This is a genomic window from Nocardioides caricicola (assembly GCF_039541135.1).
Lineage (GTDB): Bacteria > Actinomycetota > Actinomycetes > Propionibacteriales > Nocardioidaceae > Nocardioides > Nocardioides caricicola.
The window spans coordinates 186248-202447 of record NZ_BAABFQ010000003.1 but is presented as its reverse complement, the minus strand read 5'-3'; the positions used below and the strand labels follow the sequence as shown (position 1 = coordinate 202447).

Genomic DNA, 16200 nt, shown 5'->3' with positions numbered 1-16200 from the left:
GGTCCTCAGAACGGGGGCCACGGGACCGCCGGCCACTCGCCGCGCGGCGCGGGCATCTCGGCCCGGTCGGCCAGCCGGGTGCACCGGCGCACGAGTGCCTCGATCTCCGCGTCGGTGAGGTGCCCGGCCAGCGCGTCGCCCAGCGCCCCGCGCGCCTCCGCGGCGATCGAGCGGACGACGGCGACCTCCTCGGTGGTCAGCGACTCCCCCAGCCAGCCCCACAGCACGGTGCGGAGCTTGTGGTCGGAGTGGAACGTGACGCCGTGGTCGACGCCGTACCGGTGGCCACCGGTCATCGCAAGCACGTGCCCGCCCTTGCGGTCGGCGTTGTTGATGACGACGTCGAGCACCGCCATCCGGCGCAACGGTGCGGAGTCCTCGTGGATCAGCGACACCGGCTGGTCGTGGGCGTCGTACCCGTCGAACACGTGGCGCCACCCGTCCGGCACCTCGCCCTCGGCGACCAGCGTCACCGCGACGTCGTCCTCGGCCGGCTCCTGCCAGCGCTGCACCATGCCCGGCCCGTGCGGCCCGCCGCGCAGCCACGTCTCGGGCACGACGTCCCAGCCGGACGCCTCGGAGACGAGGTACGCCGCACGCTCGCGGTCGGCGAGGGTCCCGTCCGGGAAGTCCCACAGCGGCCGCTCCCCCGCGACCGGCTTGTAGACGACCTGGAGGCCGTCGATCTCACCGATGAACGTCGCGTTCGACGCGGGCATGATCCGGCCGTGGAGGACGAGCTCGCCCTCCACCAGGTCGATGGAGCGGTCGGCGGTCACGGATCGCGGCGCCGGAAGCCGTTGGCTCGCACGCAGAGGTGCCCGTCGGGGTCGATCGGGCCGCCGCAGAACGGGCAGCTCGGGCGACCGGCGTCGAGGACCTGCGCGGCGCGCTTCACGAACGCCCGCGCGGGGCCGGCCGGGAGCCGCACCAGCAGCACCTCGTCGGGCTCCGGCTCCTCGAACTCCTCGTCGATCTGCTCGGGGCTGACGACGGCGGCCTCGGTGTACGGGAACACCTCGATGACCACGCGCTCGTCGTCGGGGTCCCACGACAGCGTCATGGTCCCGGCGCGGAACTCCTCCTCGATCGGCTGCTCGAGCGGATCGGCGTCCTCGAGCCCGAGCGGCGCGACCGCTGGGATCATCGCGTCGGTCTGTCCGCTCGTCATCACCTCGTCCAGCAGCTCGTCGATCCGCGCCGCGAGGACCTGCACCTGCTCCTTCTCCACCGAGACGCTGACCACGCGCACGCCGGTGCGGGCCTGGAGGAAGAACGTGCGCTGTCCGGGCGGCCCGACGGTGCCCGTGACGAACCGCTCCGGCGGGTCGAATCCGTGAACGATCGGCATGCCACTCACCCTAGGCGGTCGCCGATGGACCGGCTCCGCCGCCGACCACGGCGTCGACGGCGGCGGGGCCGGCGGCGGAGGTGGACGTACGGCCGCGGGACCGCTTCTTCGCCGGAGGCGGCGCCAGCCACGACAGGTCGCCGGCGTGGGTGTTGGTCGCGAGGACGTACGGCCGCGATGCGGTGTAGCGGATGATCGAGATCGACGCCGGGTCCACGTTCAGCCGCTGGAACAGGTCGAGGTGCATGCCGAGCGCGTCGGCGAGCACCGACTTGATGATGTCGCCGTGGCTGACCGCGACCCAGACCGCCCCGGGACCGTGCTCCTCCTCGACCGCGGCGTCGCGACGACGTACGGCGGAGACCGCGCGGGCCTGCATCGCGGTCATCGACTCCCCGCCGGGGAACGTCGCCGCGGACGGCTGCGCCTGGACCGTCGACCAGAGCTTCTCCTTGCCGAGCTCCTTGAGCGGCCGGCCCTGCCAGTCGCCGTAGTCGCACTCGGTGATCCCGCGGTCCGTCCCGACCGCGATCCGCTCACTGCGAGGCCGGACGATCTCGCGCGCGGTCTGCTTGCAGCGCTCGAGCGGGCTGCTCACGACGGCGGCCAGCGGGACCGGCACGAGCCGCTCCCCTGCGCGGACCGCCTGGGCCAGCCCGGTCTCGTCGAGCTTCACACCGGGAAGCCGGCCGGCGAGGGTGCCGGCGGCGTTGGCCGTGGTCCGGCCGTGTCGGACCAGGATCACGGTTGCCATGCGCTGGACTGTAGTGGGACTACGGTGAGCCCGTGATCGTCGACTCCGCGCTGTACCGGGACGGCTCGCGCGTCGAGGCCGGCGGCGACTGCAGGTCGCTGCGGACTCAGACCAGCGAGCCCGGTGACTTCGTCTGGGTCGGCCTGTCCGACCCGTCGCAGCAGGAGATCGCGGAGGTCGCGGACGTCTTCGGCCTGCACCCGCTCGCGGTCGAGGACGCCGTCAAGGCGCACCAGCGGCCGAAGCTCGAGCGCTACGAGCACATGTTCTTCCTGGTGCTCAAGACGCTCTGGTACGTCGACGAGCAGGACGCCGTCGAGACGGGCGAGATCTCGATCTTCGCCGGCCACGACTTCGTCGTCACGGTCCGGCACGGGCAGGGCAACGAGCTGCACAGCGCCCGGACCCAGCTGGAGTCGACCCCCAAGGTCCTGCGGCACGGTCCGGGTGGGGTGCTCTACTCCATCTTCGACCGGGTGGTCGACGGCTACCTCGCCGTCGCCGACGAGCTGGTCATCGACGTGGACGAGATCGAGACCTCGGTCTTCTCTCCCGACCGGACCAACGACTCTGCCCGCATCTACACCCTCAAGCGAGAGATCGCCGAGGTGCGCCGTGCGGTGATGCCGCTGCGTGAGCCGCTGGGCAGGTTCGTCGCCGGCACCGTGGCGGGCGTGCACCAGGACGCCGCGCCGTTCTTCCGGGACGTGGCCGACCACCTGGCTCGGGTCGCGGAGACCGTCGACTCACTCGACGGCCTGCTCTCCACCGCCTTCGACGCCCATGTCGCGCAGATCTCGGTCCAGCAGAACGACGACATGCGCAAGATCTCGGCCGGTGCCGCGATCATCGTGGTCCCGACCCTGATCGCCGGGATCTACGGCATGAACTTCGAGCACATGCCGGAGCTCGGGTGGACCTACGGCTACCCGTTCTCGCTGCTGCTGATGGGCATCGTGGCCGGTGGGCTGTGGGTGGTGTTCAAGAAGTCCGGCTGGCTCTGACGGCCAGACCGACCCGAAGACCGGGCTGGGCGCACTCGCTGCAGCTGATGGGCATCGTGGCCGGCGGGCGGTGGAGCCCTACGCGGCGATCACGCCGGTGGCGACGAGCAGCAGGGTGCCGGCGCCGAGCGCGATGCGGTAGAGCACGAACGGCGTGAACGAGTGCGTCGAGACGAAGCGCAGCAGCCACGCGATCGCGGCGTACCCGATGAGGAACGACACCACGGTCGCGACGATGGTCGGGCCCCAGCCGTAGAGGTTGTCGCCGTTCGGCACCTCCTTGAGCTCGAACACGCCCGCACCGATGACGGCCGGGATCGCCAGCAGGAAGGCGTAGCGGGTGGCGGTCTCGCGCTCGTAGCCGAGGAACCGGCCCATCGAGAGCGTGGCACCCGAGCGCGACACGCCCGGGATCAGCGCGCACGCCTGCGCGAGACCCATGAGGATCGCGTCGCGCAGCGTGAAGCTCTTGAGCGTCTTCTCGGTCCGCCCGACCCGGTCGGCGATGCCGAGGACGATGCCGCCGACGATCAGCGTCACGCCGATGATCCAGAGGCTGCGGAAGTCCTCCTCGATGAAGTCCTTCAGCGCGATGCCGAGGACGACGATCGGCAGCGAGCCGATGATGACGAACCAGCCCATCCGGGCGTCGATGTGGCCGCGGTACTCCGGGCGCACCAGGGACTTCAGCCACATCGAGGCGATCCGCCAGATGTCCTTGCGGAAGTACAGCAGCACCGCGAGCTCGGTGCCGATCTGGATCACCGCCGTGAACGCGGCGCCCGGGTCTCCCCAGCCGAACGTCTCGGGCAGGATCCGCAGGTGAGCGCTGCTGGAGATCGGGAGGAACTCGGTCAGGCCCTGGATGATGCCGAGCACGACGGCCTGCAGGTAGTCCACCACGGTCGGTCACTCTACGGTCGGACTCCCAGCGCGCCTCGACGACCCGGTGTGGTGTCGCCGACTACCTTGTCGCCATGCAGCAACGGCGTGTCGGCAGCACCGGCCTCACGGTGTCCCGCCTCGGTCTCGGCACGATGACCTGGGGGCGTGACACCGACGAGCACGAGGCACGGGACCAGCTGGTCTCGTTCGCAGAAGCCGGCGGGACCCTCGTCGACACCGCGGCCGGGTACGGCAACGGCGCGTCGGAGGAGCTGATCGGCACCCTGATCGGTGACGTCGTGGCGCGTGACGACATCGTGCTCGCGACCAAGGCCGGGATCAGCGCGGTGCGGGGCGGGCGCTCGTACAACACCTCGCGCGGCCACCTGCTCAGCACGCTCGACGCGTCGCTGCGCCGCCTCGGTGTCGACCACGTCGATCTGTGGCAGGTGCACATCTGGACCGACGAGACGCCGATCGAGGAGACCCTCGCCGCGCTCGACACCGCCGTCCAGAGCGGGCGGGCGTCGTACGTCGGCATCTCGAACTACACCGGGTGGCAGACCGCTCAGGCCGCTACCTGGCAGCGGGCGGTGCCCGGCCGCACGCCCCTGGCGTGCACCCAGGTGGAGTACTCCCTGCTCAACCGCGCCGTGGAGCACGAGGTGCTGCCCGCCGCCGCCGCGCTCGGCCTCGGGGTGCTCCCTTGGTCCCCGCTCGGGCGCGGGGTGCTGACCGGGAAGTACCGCACCGGGACCCCGTCGGACTCGCGCGCGGCGTCCTCGCACTTCGCGAACTTCGTCAGCCCCTACCTCGACGAGCGCGCCTCGGGCATCGTCGAGGCGGTCGCCCGGGCCGCGGACGGCCTCGGCTGGTCCGCGCTCGAGGTCGCGCTCACCTGGGTCCGCGACCGGCCCGGGGTCACCGCGCCGATCCTCGGCGCCCGCACCGCCGCCCAGCTCAAGGCCGCGCTCGGGGTCGAGGAGCTCAGCCTGCCCGAGGAGATCAACGCCGCCCTCGACGACGTGTCGGCCGACTGAAGGGAACCGCCGATGAGCCGTGCCACCCGCCGCCCACCCGCTCGTGGAGTGGAGTGGGAGTTCGAGAAGGTGACGTTCTCGCGCGAGTACCCGCGCAGCGTCGTCACCAAGCTGCTCGTCGAGCGCGCCGAGCACGGCGGCTGGGAGCTGGACCGGGTGCGGATCGGCCCCGACGGCACCCGCCGGGTCATCCTGCGGCGCAAGATCATCCGGCAGCTGCGGCCGAGCTTCTACCTGTAGCCGGTGGCCTCCGATGATGCGGAATGGTCACCAACCGCAGATCGGAGCGCTCCCAACATGCGGTTGGTGACCATTCCGTGCACGCCGCGCCCGATGAGCGAGAGATGAGCCTCCACCTCGGCCGCGCGTTCGCACCGATCGCCCGCGACCTCGACCAGACCGGCATGCCGACGCCGCGGGTCGAGGCAGCGGACTGGCAGGACCATCCGACGGCGGAGTCAGCCACCTTGTGGTCGGCCGGCGGCTCGGGGATGGGCATCTGGGTCGACACCGCCCTGCCCGAGGCGGAGCAGGTCGCGATGCTCGCCGAGCAGGTGTAGGAGTTCATGGTCGAGGAGCTGCCGGCCCACCACCTGCCGAGCAACTGGCCGCGGTGCCCCGAGCACCCGGACAACCACCCGATGGCGGCCAAGGTCGTCGACGGCCGCGCGGTCTGGACGTGCCCGCGAGGCGACCGGCCGGTCGCCGGAATCGGCGGGCTGACCCGCTAGACCCGGTCGAGGAACCGGTCGAAGACCCGCGCGCCGAACTCGAGGGCGTCGACCGGGACCCGCTCGTCGACGCCGTGGAACAGCGCGGTGAAGTCGAGGTCGGCAGGCAGCCGCAGCGGTGCGAAGCCGTAGGAGCGCATGCCGAGCTTGCGGAAGTGCTTGGCGTCGGTGCCGCCGCTCATCAGGTACGGCGCGACGATGCCGTCGGGGTCCTCGGCGAGGATGGCGCGTGTCATCGAGTCGACCAGCTCGCCGTCGTACGGCGTCTCCCAGGGCGGCTGGTTGGACACGTAGTCCATCTCGATGTCGTCACCGACGAGCTCGGCCAGAGTCGCGAAGAACTCGTCCTCGTAGCCCGGCAGGAAGCGGCCGTCGACGTGGGCGGTGGCCTCGGTGGGGATCACGTTCACCTTGTAGCCCGCGCCGAGCATGGTCGGGTTGCAGGTGTTGCGGATGACCGCGCCCATCATCCGGGCGGCGCCGCCGAACTCGGTGACCAGTGCCTCGGCGTTCTCCGGCGTCGCCTCCTCGCCGGCCAGCTCACCCACCGAGGCGAGCAGCGTGCGCATCGTCGGTGTCAGCCGGACCGGCCAGTCGTGGGCCCCGATGCGGGCGACGGCGGCGGCCAGCGTCGACACCGCGTTGTCGTCGTTGATCATCGAGCCGTGCCCGGCGCGGCCGCGGGCGGTGAGCCGGACCCACGCCATGCCCTTCTCGGCCGCCTCGATGAGATACATCCGGCGGCCGCGGACGGTGGCGCTGAAGCCACCCACCTCGCCGACCGCCTCGGTGCAGCCCTCGAGCTCCTCGGCGTGCTGCTCCACGAGCACCTGCGCGCCCTTGTGGCCGCCGGCCTCCTCGTCGGCGGTGAAGCAGAGCGTGATCGGCCGCTCCGGCACCCGGCCGGTCCGCTGCCGGTCGCGCACGACCGACAGCAGCATCGCGTCGAAGTCCTTCATGTCGACCGCGCCGCGGCCCCACACGTAGCCGTCCTGGACCTCACCGGAGAACGGGTCGACCTGCCAGTCCTCGGCGGCGGCCGGTACGACGTCCAGGTGGCCGTGCAGCAGCAGCCCGTCGCCCTCGCGACCACCCCACTGCGCCACCACCGAGGTGCGGCCGGGCTCCGACTCGTAGAGCCGGGACTCGATCCCGACCTCGTCGAGGAGGGTGGCGACGTACTCCGCCGCCTTGCGCTCACCGGGGCCGTCCTGGTCGCCGTAGTTGGACGTGTCGATCCGGATCAGCTCGCGGCACAGCTCGACGACCTCGGCGTCGGGCTGCGCGTGCGGGTGGGCCTCGCTCATGTGCCCAGCATGTCACCGGATCCCGCAAAGGCCAGGTCCGGCCGCAAGACCCCTCCCGATGCGGAGGTTCGGCCAACCCTTTGCTAGTGTTCCACCGCACTCGTCCGGGTGGCGGAATTGGCAGACGCGCTAGCTTGAGGTGCTAGTGCCCGTATTAGGGCGTGGGGGTTCAAGTCCCCCCTCGGACACCAGCAACACCCCAGAAGGCCCCCTCTCGAGGGGGTCTTTCTCGTTCCAGCAGCCAGGTGCCGGACGCCGGGTCAGTTCAGGTACGAGAACAGGTCGTAGACCATGATCGCCGGCCAGACGACGCCCTCGAGGATGCCGACCACGTGGTCCCAGAACCCGTCGGCCTGCTGCCAGAAGTACACCCAGGCGCCGAAGAGCCCGAACCCGTAGATCGCCCCGCCGGCTGCAGCCCCGCTGTTGTCCGCCATGTCCGTCTCCCTCGCGTCGAGAATTCGCCGCCTCCAGGCCTCATGGTGACGACCCCGCCAGCCGAAGACACCTGCGACACGGGAATGACACCGGTGTAATTAGTTCGCGACACGCCGAGGGAAATGTTTGACATTTTCTGTCACAACTATCCCACGAACGTTCAATTGTCCCTAGACTCCCACCCGTGCCGTCGCGGAACCGTGTCCTCGCCTCCCTCACCAGCGCCCTCTCGGGGCTGCTGGTCGTGGGTCTCCTGGCGACGGCTCCGGCCCCGGCGAGCGCGGCCGCGCCCGGTGCTGCGGCCGACGAGAAGCCCCGGCCCGGCAAGACCTACGTCAAGCGGGAGCCGTCGGCGGTCTTCAAGCGCAGCTCGTACCTCTGCATGGGCTACGCCGCCTGCCGCGAGGCGGGCTACGGCAACGCCGGCTACGCGCAGGCGAGCGACAAGATGTACTGGCGGATGTACTCCGGCCACAACTGCACCAACTACGCGGCGTACCGGATGGTGCGCAGCGGGATGCCCAACGAGCGGCCCTGGTCCGGTGGCGGCAACGCGACCTACTGGGGCACGTCGATGGCGAGCATCACCGACGACACCCCGCGCATCGGCGCGGTCGCGTGGTGGAAGGCCAACCACGGCCCGGCCGGGTCCGCTGGCCACGTCGCGTACGTCGAGGAGGTCGTCTCCCCCGACGAGATCATCATCAGCCAGGACAGCTGGGGCGGCGACTTCTCCTGGGCCGTGGTGACCCGTAGCAGCGGCAACTGGCCCACCGGGTTCGTCCACTTCAACGACAAGCCCCTCACCAACACCGAGGCACCGGTGATCACCGGCATCGCCAAGGTCGGCGCGGCGCTCACCGCGACGCCCGGCAGCTGGCGGCCGTCGTCGGTGAACATCTCCTACCAGTGGTTCGCCGACGGAACGCCGCTGCGCAAGGCCGACGGCGCCACCCTGCAGCTCAACCGCGCCCGGCTCGGTCAGCGGCTGACGGTCAGGACCACCGCCACCCAGCTCGGCTACCCCACGCGCTCCGCGGTCTCCGCCCCGACCGAGGCCGTGCTGCCGGGCCAGCTGCGCAACACGACCGCACCCACGATCTCCGGCACCGTCAAGGTCGACTCCACCCTCCAGGTGGACACGGGAACGTGGGTCCCGGAGCCCACGCTCGACGTGCAGTGGTACGCCGACGGCCAGGCGATCGCCGGCGCCACCGGCACCTCGCTCGCGCTCGGCCCGGACCTGGTCTCGCGTGTCATCACCGCCGAGGTCATCGGGCGCCGTCCCGGCTACGACCCGGTCCGCGCCGCCAGCGCCCCGACCGCGCCGGTCGCTCCGGGCACCTTCGCGATCGTCACCGCTCCGCACCTGCTCGGCACCCCCGAGCTCAACGAGGTGCTCACCGTCGACCCGGGTGTGTTCACGCCGGCCGACGCGGACGTCACGGTCGAGTGGCTGCGCAACGGCATCCCGGTCGCGACCGGTGCCGACTACCGGATCACCAACGTCGACCTCGGCTCGAAGCTCTCCGCGCGGCTCACGCTGACCCGCCCGGGCTACACCGAGACCTCCGTGACCACGCCGACGACGCCGCGGATCAAGACCGACCCGAAGATCTCGGTCGAGACCGTCGCCAAGCGGCACCGGCTGCGCGTCGTGGTCACCGTCACCGCCTCCGGGCTCGACGAGGTCACCGGCCCGGTCGTGATCCGCTACGGCGGCACGGTCCAGACGGTCGAGCTCACCAAGGGCCGGGCGCGGGTCACGCTGGTCGGCCTCACCGAGGGCGTGCGCACGCTGACCGTCCGGTACGACGGCACCGATGCGGTCAACCGCGGGGTCTACACCCGGCAGGTCCGGATCGGCTGAGGCGCCGCCGGGCTCAGGCCTCCGGGTGGTAGCCGCAGGCGTCCTCGGTCTTCACCGCGGTGCCCGGGTCGTCCTTCCGGCCGCCCTGCTTCGGCCCGAGCGCCTTGGCAACCACGGACTGCATCCAGGTGAAGTCCGGGTCGCCGGAGAAGAACTTGTCGGAGCTGACGAAGGCGACCGACTTCACCTTCTTCTCCTTGACCTTCAGCGCGAGGTCGACGAACGCCGGCATCAGCTTGCGCGGGATGTCGGTGCGGAGGATCTCCTCCCCCGCCTTGGCGAGGTCCTCGTAGCGGCGCAGCACGTTGAGCGGGTCGGCCTCGTCGATGATCGCGTCGACCATGCAGCGCTGCCGCAGCATCCGCTCGTAGTCGTCGGAGCCCCACCGGCCGCGCGAGAACCACAGCGCGTGGAAGCCGTCGAGGTGCTGGTCGGGACCCGGCTCGATGTAGCCGGTCGGCGGGATGCCCAGGTCGGTGTTGCCGTTGATCGCGACCGGCTCGTTGACGTTGACCGTCACGCCGCCGATCGCGTCGACGAGCTGCTGAAAGCCCATCAGGTTGATCAGCAGGTAGTAGTCGACGTTCGTCCCCAGGCTCCCGGCCACGGCCTGCTTGATCGCGTCGGCGCCCTCGTTCTCGGACTTGCCCAGGATGCCCGGGTAGAGCTCCGGCACGGTCTTGTAGACGGCGTTCAGCATCCAGGTGCCCGGGTCGCCCTCACCGCTGAAGCCGTACGGGAACACGTCGTGCAGCGGGCTGTCCTCCGGGAACTGCGCGTTCATCATGTTGCGCGGCAGGCTGAACATCACCGACTTGCCGGTCTGGGTGTCCATGCTGAGCAGGATCATCGTGTCGGTGCGGATACCGGTCCGGCCGACGCCGCCGTCGCCCCCGAGCAGCAGCACGTTCACGCGGTCCTGGCCCGCCCAGGGGTCCTCCTCGGTCACCCCGGTGGGGATGGTCTGGGTCTGCTCGTCGTCGAACACCGTGGCGACGAAGTCGGCCTGCGACGTCGAGATCCGCACGCTCTTCACGGCCGGCACGGCGACCAGGATGCAGAGCAGGGTCACCACGAGCACGCCCAGGCTCTTCTCGAGCCGGTTCATCCCGGGCGGGCGCGCCATGGCGTAGGTCGTCACGACGGTGAAGGCCCACACGACGTACCCGACGCCGAGGACCACCGCCGTCACCCGGAGCCGGGCGGGGTCGAAGGCGAGCTCGGCGGCGTGCTGCACGTCCGCGAAGTAGTACGCCGCCAGGCCTGCCGCGGCGAGGAACGGCAGCAGCACCAGCCAGCCGAGCCGGCGCCGGGTCCACAGGTAGCCCGCGCCCGGCAGGACCGCGCCGAGCACGGTCACCCCGAGCGCACCTGCGAGCGTCCTCGCTCGCCGGAACGTCCGGACGGGCTTGGGTGCACGGTGCCGAGGGCGCGCTGGGGGCGCAGCCGTCTGCACCGACGTCGACATGTGCGCACCCTTCCCCGTCGATATCGGGGGTGAGGCTACCCCTAGTCAGGCGGGAATCGTGGCTTCTGGCGAGTACGCCGTCCCGCGTGCCGCGCGGGTCCAGAGCACGCCGTTGCCGGGCGTGGGGCCCTCGGCAGCGAGCTCACGCTTCAGCACCTTGTTGGTTGCGGTGCTCGGGAGGTCCGGCGCCAGCCGGACGAACCGCGGCCAGGCCTTGGCGGACAGGTCGGGCTGGGCGGCGAGGAACTCCTCGAGCTCGGCCGGGGTGAGTGTCGCGTCGTCCTGGAGCACGATCGCGGCCATCACCTGGTCGCCGACGTTCTCGTCCGGCACGGCGTAGACCGCGACCCGGTTGACCGCGTCGAGCCGCTGCAGGATCCGCTCGATCGGGGCGGCGGCAAGGTTCTCGCCGTCCACGCGCATCCAGTCGGCGGTCCGGCCGGCGAGGTAGATCCAGCCGTCGGCGTCGCGGTAGGCGAGGTCGCCGGACCAGTACATGCCGTGCCGCATTCGCTCGTCGTTGGCGGCGTCGTCGTTGTAGTAGCCGTTGAAGTACCCGGCGCCCTGGGTGTTGACGAGCTCGCCCACCGCCTGGTCGGCGTTCGCGAGCGCGCCGTTCTCGTCGAAGACCGCGACCGCGCACTCGGTCACGGTCTCCGGGTCGTAGATCGCGACGCCGTCGAAGCCCTTGCCGATCGAGCCCTTGGGCGTGCCCGGCTCACGCGTGATGATCACCGCGAGCTCGGTCGAGCCGAAGCCGTCCCAGACGTCGCAGCCGAACCGCCGGCTGAACTCGTCGATGTCGCGGTCGCTCGCCTCATTGCCGAACGCCACGCGCAGCGTGTTGTCGGCGTCGTCGGGCTGCTCGGGGGTGGCGAGCACGTAGGCCAGCGGCTTGCCGACGTAGTTCATGTAGGTGACGCCGTACTTCCGGACGTCGGCGAGGAACCCCGAGGCGCTGAACTTGGCCGGAACGATCGTCGACCCGCCGCAGACCGCGGGGCTCCAGCCCGCGACGACCGCGTTCGAGTGGAAGAGCGGCATCGCGACGTAGCAGACGTCGTCGGCGCCGAGGCCGAAGCGGCCCTGGAGGTTGAGGCCGGAGAACAGCACCATCAGGTGGTTGACCTGCACGGCCTTCGGGTCGCCGCTGGTGCCCGAGGTGAAGATCATCATGAACGTGTCCATCGCCTCGACCTCGCGGTACGGCGTCAGCTCGCCCGCCTCGGCGACCAGCTGGGCCCACTCGTCGGTCGAGGTGTCGAGGACCCGGACGCTGGCCAGATCGAGGCCGTCGAGCAGCGGACGGTGCTCCGCGTCGGTGACCAGGAGCTGGCACTCGGCCCGCCGGATGTCGGCGAGCAGGCCGTCGCCGCGCCGGGTGTTGTTGATCCCGCACAGCGTGTAGCCGCCGAGCGCCCCCGCCGCCATCGCGCGCAGCATGTCGGGAGTGTTCCCGAGAAGGGTGCCGACGTGCAGGGGCCGATCCGGGTCGGCCAGGCCGATCAACGCCGCGGCGACGGCAGAGGACTCGGCCACGTGCTCGCGCCAGGTCCAGCTCTGATCGCCGTACCTGACCCCGGTGTTGTCGTCCTCCGCGCGCTCGCGCAGCAGCTGCTGGACGGTCTCGGCCACGTCGCCTCCCTCATAGTTGACGCGCGTCAACCTACGGCATTTCTAGAACGTGTTCCAGTATGAATCTCCGTCATACTTGTCCCGTGCCAGTGACTCGCGGCTTCCTCGGCCGGCGCCGACCGTCCCGCCCCGACCGGCTGCCGCCCGGTCAGTACGACGCCGGCAGCGCGTGGCCGACGCTCACCGCGGAGGCGACGCCCCGGCTCGACCTCGACGCCTGGCGGATGACCGTCGACGGCGCGGTCGAGAGCCCGCAGTCCTGGACCTGGTCCGACGTCCAGGCGATGCCGGGCTCGTCGTACGTCGGCGACATCCACTGCGTGACCACGTGGTCGAAGTTCGACATGACGTTCACCGGCGTCAGCGTCGACACGCTCCTCGACGCCGCCCGGCCGACGGACGCAGCGAAGTTCGTGATGGCGCACTCGACGACCGGCTACACGACCAACCTGCCCCTGGAGGACGTCACCGGGGGCAAGGCGTGGGTCGTGTGGTCCGTCGACGGCAAGCCGCTGCCCACCGGTCACGGCGGCCCCGTCCGGCTGCTGGTGCCGCACCTGTACTTCTGGAAGTCCGCGAAGTGGGTGACCCGGCTCGAGCTCATGGAGCGCGACCGGCCCGGCTTCTGGGAGCAGAACGGCTACCACGACCGGGGTGACCCCTGGCTCGAGCAGCGCTACCAAGGGGATCCGTAGGTGGCCGCCCCGGCCGGCGGTTGGACCACGGGCACGATCATCGAGATCGAGCACCCCACCGACCGCCTGGTGCGGCTGCGTCTCCACGTCGACGACCGGGTCGACCACCTGCCCGGCCAGCACTACGTCGTGCGGCTGCGTGCGCCCGACGGCTACACGGCCCAGCGCTCCTACTCCGTCGCGTCCGACCCCGACGACCCGCTGCTCGAGCTGATGGTCGAGTGCCTGCCCGGCGGCGAGGTCTCCGGCTTCCTCCACGACGTCGCCGAGGTCGGCGACGTGCTCGAGCTGCGCGGCCCGATCGGCGGCTGGTTCGTCTGGGAGGGCGACGTGCCCGCGGTCTGCATCGGTGGAGGCTCCGGCGTCGTGCCGCTCGTCGCGATGGCCCGCTACGCCCGGCGGCTCGGCCTCCAGGACAAGCTGCGCATCGTGGTCGTCGCCCGCACCTGGGACGAGCTCCCGTACGCCGCCGAGCTGCAGCGGTACGGCGCGTTCATCGCGCTGACCCGGGAGAACCTCGACGGCCGCGTCGCCGCGCCGCCGTACCCCGACGAGCTCGCGCCGTACGTCGCGGGCGCGGAGCGCGCCTACGTGTGCGGATCGGTCGGGTTCGCGTCGTTCGCGACCCGGCTGCTGGAGGACACCGGGCTCGACACGGACGCGATCCGGGTGGAGCAGTTCGGCGAGACCGGCTGACCTACCCCTAGGATCACGACATGCTCATCCTGGGAATCATCCTGTTCGGCATGGTCATCGGTGCCGGCGCACAGCTCATCCTCGGCAAGGGCGGGAAGGGCATCGACTGGACGCTGGCGATCGTCGCGGGCCTGGTCGGCTCGTTCGTCGGCGGGCTGCTGATCAGCCTGCTGAGCGGGGACGGTCTGGACCTCCGCGCATCGGGCATCATCGGCTCCCTGGTCGGCGCGATCATCGTGACCGCCGGGTGGCGTTGGTACGCGGCCCGCTCCACGGCAGCGTGAGCTCGGCCCATGAGTAGTGCCTACGGGCACTTCGACGTCGGGTTCGTCACCGGGGCGACCCCGGACAAGTGGGCGCGCATCTGGCGCGAGCGCTTCGCGCGCGACCCGCTCGAGCTGGTTCCCGTCACCGAGGAGGACCAGGAGGTCGGCATCCGGGAGGGCCGCCTCGACATGGCGCTGGTCCGGCTGCCGATCGACCGGGACGGCCTGCACTGCATCCCGCTCTACGAGGAGCTCCCCGTCGCGGTGATGGGCGTCGAGCACCTGCTCACGCTCACCGACGAGGTGGCGCTCACGGACCTCGCCGACGAGCAGCTCGTGCTCCCGCACCGATCGGGCTGGACGCCGGACGCCGACCAGCTGGCCTGGCCGGAGATGTCGGTCAAGGACGCGGTCGAGGTGGTCGCCTCGGGCACGGGCGTCGCAATCGTCCCCATGTCGATCGCGCGGCTGCACAACCGCAAGGACGTCACCTACCGGGTCGTCACCGACCTGGAGCCGACCACCATCGGCCTCGCCTGGCGCATCGACAACGAGGACCCCTGGGTGCAGCGGTTCATCGGGATCGTGCGCGGCCGCTCGGAGCGCAGCTCGCGCTCCTGAGCTACCAGCTCGTCGACAGCGGCCGGCCCTCGTGGAACCCGGCCGCAGACTGGACGCCGACCACGGCGCGCTCACGCAGCTCGGCCAGCGAGCGGGCGCCGGCGTACGTGCACGCGGAGCGGACGCCCGAGCAGATCTGGTCGACGAGGTCCTCGACGCCCGGTCGGGCGGGGTCGAGGTACATCCGCGACGAGGAGATGCCCTCCTCGTAGAGACCCTTGCGCGCCCGGTCGTACGCCGACTCGGCGCTCGTCCGGTTCGCGACCGCGCGGGCCGAGGCCATACCGAACGACACCTTGTAGGCGCGGCCGTCGGCGTCGAGCATCAGGTCGCCGGGCGATTCGTGCGTGCCCGCGAACCACGACCCGATCATCACCGCCGACGCGCCCGCGGCGAGCGCGAGGGCGACGTCGCGCGGGTGCCGGACTCCCCCGTCGGCCCACACGTGCTTGCCGAGCGCCGCCGCCGCCTCGGCGCACTCGAGCACCGCGGAGAACTGCGGACGGCCGACGCCGGTCATCATCCGGGTCGTGCACATCGCGCCCGGGCCGACCCCGACCTTGACGATGTCGGCCCCGGCCTCGATGAGCGCGCGGGTGCCCTCCGCGGAGACGATGTTGCCGGCGGCGACCGGGACCTGCGGGTCGAGGCCGCGGACGACGCCGAGCGCCTCGATCATCCGCTCCTGGTCACCGTGCGCCGTGTCGACGACCAGGCAGTCGACACCGGCGTCGAGCAGCTCCTTGGCGCGGGTCCCGACCTCGCCGTTCACCCCGACGGCGGCCGCGACTCGCAGGCCACCCGTCGCGTCCACGGCCGGCTGGTACAGCGTCGCGCGCAGCGCGCCCGTGCGGGTCAGCACCCCGACGAGCGCGCCGTCGGCGTCGACCGCGACGGCCACCTGGGCGTGCGCACGGTCCAGGGCGTCGAACGCCGCGCGCGGGTCGGCGTCGGCCGCGAGCACGACGGCGGGCGGCCGCATGACGTGCTGGACCTGGGCGAACCGGTCGACCTCCACGCAGTCCGCCTCGGAGACCACGCCGACCGGACGCCCCTCGGAGACCACGACCGCGGCCCGGTGGGCCCGCTTGGGGATCAGCGACAGGGCCTCGGCGACGGTCTGGTGCGGGGTCAGCTCGATGGGGGTGTCGAAGACGAGGTGTCGCGACTTCACGAACTGCACGACCTCGGCGACCACGGAGGTCGGGATGTCCTGCGGGATCACGGCCAGGCCCCCGCGGCGAGCGATGGTCTCGGCCATCCGCTTGCCGGCGATCGCGGTCATGTTCGCCACGACGAGCGGGATCGTGGCCCCGGTGCCGTCGGCGGTGGCCAGGTCGACGTCGTACCTGCTGGCGACCTCGGAGTGCCGCGGCACCATGAAGACGTCGTCGTAGGTCAGGTCGTGGGCCGGGACGTTCGCGTTGAGGAACTGCACG

Annotated in this window: 19 protein-coding genes and 1 tRNA gene; 11 read left to right on the top strand and 9 right to left on the bottom strand. The window is 71.3% G+C overall.

From position 1 onward, the window contains the following. Positions 1 to 5: 5 nt before the first annotated feature. Genes ABD875_RS02695 through ABD875_RS02685 form a run of 3 tightly spaced genes read right to left on the bottom strand, consistent with a single transcriptional unit; the run spans position 6 to position 2105 of the window. Positions 6 to 779 carry an SCO1664 family protein gene (locus ABD875_RS02695; RefSeq protein ID WP_345170934.1) on the bottom strand — a complete coding sequence of 258 codons (774 nt, stop codon included), beginning with the start codon at positions 777 to 779 and terminating at the stop codon, positions 6 to 8. Next, complete coding sequence (locus ABD875_RS02690) at positions 776 to 1351, bottom strand: DUF3090 domain-containing protein (RefSeq protein WP_345170932.1); 576 nt, start codon at positions 1349 to 1351, stop codon at positions 776 to 778. Before ABD875_RS02690 ends, ABD875_RS02695 begins: the two co-directional genes overlap by 4 nt. A gap of 10 nt (positions 1352 to 1361) precedes the next feature. After that, the gene (locus ABD875_RS02685) at positions 1362 to 2105 is read right to left on the bottom strand and encodes a histidine phosphatase family protein (RefSeq protein ID WP_345170930.1); all 744 of its coding nucleotides are present in this window, start codon (positions 2103 to 2105) and stop codon (positions 1362 to 1364) included. Positions 2106 to 2137: 32 nt separating this feature from the next. Here ABD875_RS02685 and corA point away from each other — a divergent pair, with 32 nt between their 5' ends. After that, complete coding sequence (corA, locus tag ABD875_RS02680) at positions 2138 to 3109, top strand: magnesium/cobalt transporter CorA (RefSeq protein WP_345170928.1); 972 nt, start codon at positions 2138 to 2140, stop codon at positions 3107 to 3109. Positions 3110 to 3187: 78 nt separating this feature from the next. Here corA and ABD875_RS02675 read toward each other — a convergent pair whose 3' ends face one another. Next, on the bottom strand, positions 3188 to 4012 hold the full coding sequence (locus ABD875_RS02675) for an undecaprenyl-diphosphate phosphatase (RefSeq protein ID WP_345170927.1): 825 nt from the start codon (positions 4010 to 4012) through the stop codon (positions 3188 to 3190). A 74-nt stretch (positions 4013 to 4086) separates the two neighbouring features. On the opposite strand from ABD875_RS02675, the gene ABD875_RS02670 reads away from it, so the two are divergent. The 4 genes from ABD875_RS02670 to ABD875_RS02655 all read left to right on the top strand — a co-directional run bounded on the left by ABD875_RS02670 (position 4087) and on the right by ABD875_RS02655 (position 5765). Continuing rightward, complete coding sequence (locus ABD875_RS02670) at positions 4087 to 5034, top strand: aldo/keto reductase (RefSeq protein WP_345170926.1); 948 nt, start codon at positions 4087 to 4089, stop codon at positions 5032 to 5034. A 12-nt stretch (positions 5035 to 5046) separates the two neighbouring features. Continuing rightward, complete coding sequence (locus ABD875_RS02665) at positions 5047 to 5274, top strand: DUF5703 family protein (protein WP_345170925.1); 228 nt, start codon at positions 5047 to 5049, stop codon at positions 5272 to 5274. Positions 5275 to 5378: 104 nt separating this feature from the next. Then, positions 5379 to 5594, top strand: a complete 216-nt coding sequence (locus ABD875_RS02660) for a hypothetical protein (protein WP_345170924.1) — start codon at positions 5379 to 5381, stop codon at positions 5592 to 5594. Positions 5595 to 5600: 6 nt separating this feature from the next. After that, on the top strand, positions 5601 to 5765 hold the full coding sequence (locus tag ABD875_RS02655; protein ID WP_345170923.1) for a hypothetical protein: 165 nt from the start codon (positions 5601 to 5603) through the stop codon (positions 5763 to 5765). Here ABD875_RS02655 and ABD875_RS02650 read toward each other — a convergent pair. Beyond that, positions 5762 to 7072, bottom strand: coding sequence for a M20/M25/M40 family metallo-hydrolase (locus tag ABD875_RS02650; RefSeq protein ID WP_345170922.1), 1311 nt, complete (start codon positions 7070 to 7072; stop codon positions 5762 to 5764). The two genes, ABD875_RS02655 and ABD875_RS02650, sit on opposite strands and share 4 nt — an antisense overlap. Before the next feature lie 102 nt (positions 7073 to 7174). Between ABD875_RS02650 and ABD875_RS02645 the strand changes: the two genes are divergently transcribed. Then, positions 7175 to 7263 (top strand) — tRNA-Leu (locus ABD875_RS02645). Positions 7264 to 7332: 69 nt separating this feature from the next. On the opposite strand, the gene ABD875_RS02640 is transcribed toward ABD875_RS02645, so the two are convergent. Continuing rightward, entirely contained in the window at positions 7333 to 7509 is a 177-nt protein-coding gene (locus tag ABD875_RS02640; RefSeq protein WP_345170920.1) for a hypothetical protein, read from the bottom strand. A gap of 185 nt (positions 7510 to 7694) precedes the next feature. Here ABD875_RS02640 and ABD875_RS02635 point away from each other — a divergent pair, with 185 nt between their 5' ends. Next, positions 7695 to 9380 (top strand): CHAP domain-containing protein, encoded by a 1686-nt coding sequence (locus ABD875_RS02635; protein ID WP_345170919.1) that lies wholly within the window; start codon positions 7695 to 7697, stop codon positions 9378 to 9380. A 13-nt stretch (positions 9381 to 9393) separates the two neighbouring features. Here the strand turns inward: ABD875_RS02635 and ABD875_RS02630 are convergent, their stop codons facing one another. Beyond that, positions 9394 to 10740: an LCP family protein gene (locus ABD875_RS02630; protein WP_345170918.1), complete on the bottom strand. Its 1347-nt coding sequence runs from the start codon at positions 10738 to 10740 to the stop codon at positions 9394 to 9396. Between the two features lie 153 nt (positions 10741 to 10893). Then, positions 10894 to 12483 carry a fatty-acid--CoA ligase FadD1 gene (gene fadD1 / locus ABD875_RS02625; RefSeq protein WP_345170917.1) on the bottom strand — a complete coding sequence of 530 codons (1590 nt, stop codon included), beginning with the start codon at positions 12481 to 12483 and terminating at the stop codon, positions 10894 to 10896. Between the two features lie 83 nt (positions 12484 to 12566). Between fadD1 and ABD875_RS02620 the strand changes: the two genes are divergently transcribed. Genes ABD875_RS02620 through ABD875_RS02605 form a run of 4 tightly spaced genes read left to right on the top strand, consistent with a single transcriptional unit; the run spans position 12567 to position 14761 of the window. Beyond that, positions 12567 to 13178, top strand: coding sequence for a sulfite oxidase-like oxidoreductase (locus ABD875_RS02620; protein WP_345170916.1), 612 nt, complete (start codon positions 12567 to 12569; stop codon positions 13176 to 13178). Next, the gene (locus ABD875_RS02615; protein ID WP_345170915.1) at positions 13179 to 13874 is read left to right on the top strand and encodes an FAD-binding oxidoreductase; all 696 of its coding nucleotides are present in this window, start codon (positions 13179 to 13181) and stop codon (positions 13872 to 13874) included. It begins immediately after the preceding gene. A 20-nt stretch (positions 13875 to 13894) separates the two neighbouring features. Then, positions 13895 to 14158, top strand: a complete 264-nt coding sequence (locus ABD875_RS02610; RefSeq protein ID WP_345170914.1) for a GlsB/YeaQ/YmgE family stress response membrane protein — start codon at positions 13895 to 13897, stop codon at positions 14156 to 14158. A 9-nt stretch (positions 14159 to 14167) separates the two neighbouring features. Beyond that, positions 14168 to 14761 (top strand): LysR family substrate-binding domain-containing protein, encoded by a 594-nt coding sequence (locus ABD875_RS02605; protein WP_345170913.1) that lies wholly within the window; start codon positions 14168 to 14170, stop codon positions 14759 to 14761. Position 14762: 1 nt separating this feature from the next. Here the strand turns inward: ABD875_RS02605 and ABD875_RS02600 are convergent, their stop codons facing one another. Then, complete coding sequence (locus tag ABD875_RS02600) at positions 14763 to 16199, bottom strand: GuaB1 family IMP dehydrogenase-related protein (protein WP_345170912.1); 1437 nt, start codon at positions 16197 to 16199, stop codon at positions 14763 to 14765. Position 16200: the final 1 nt, after the last annotated feature.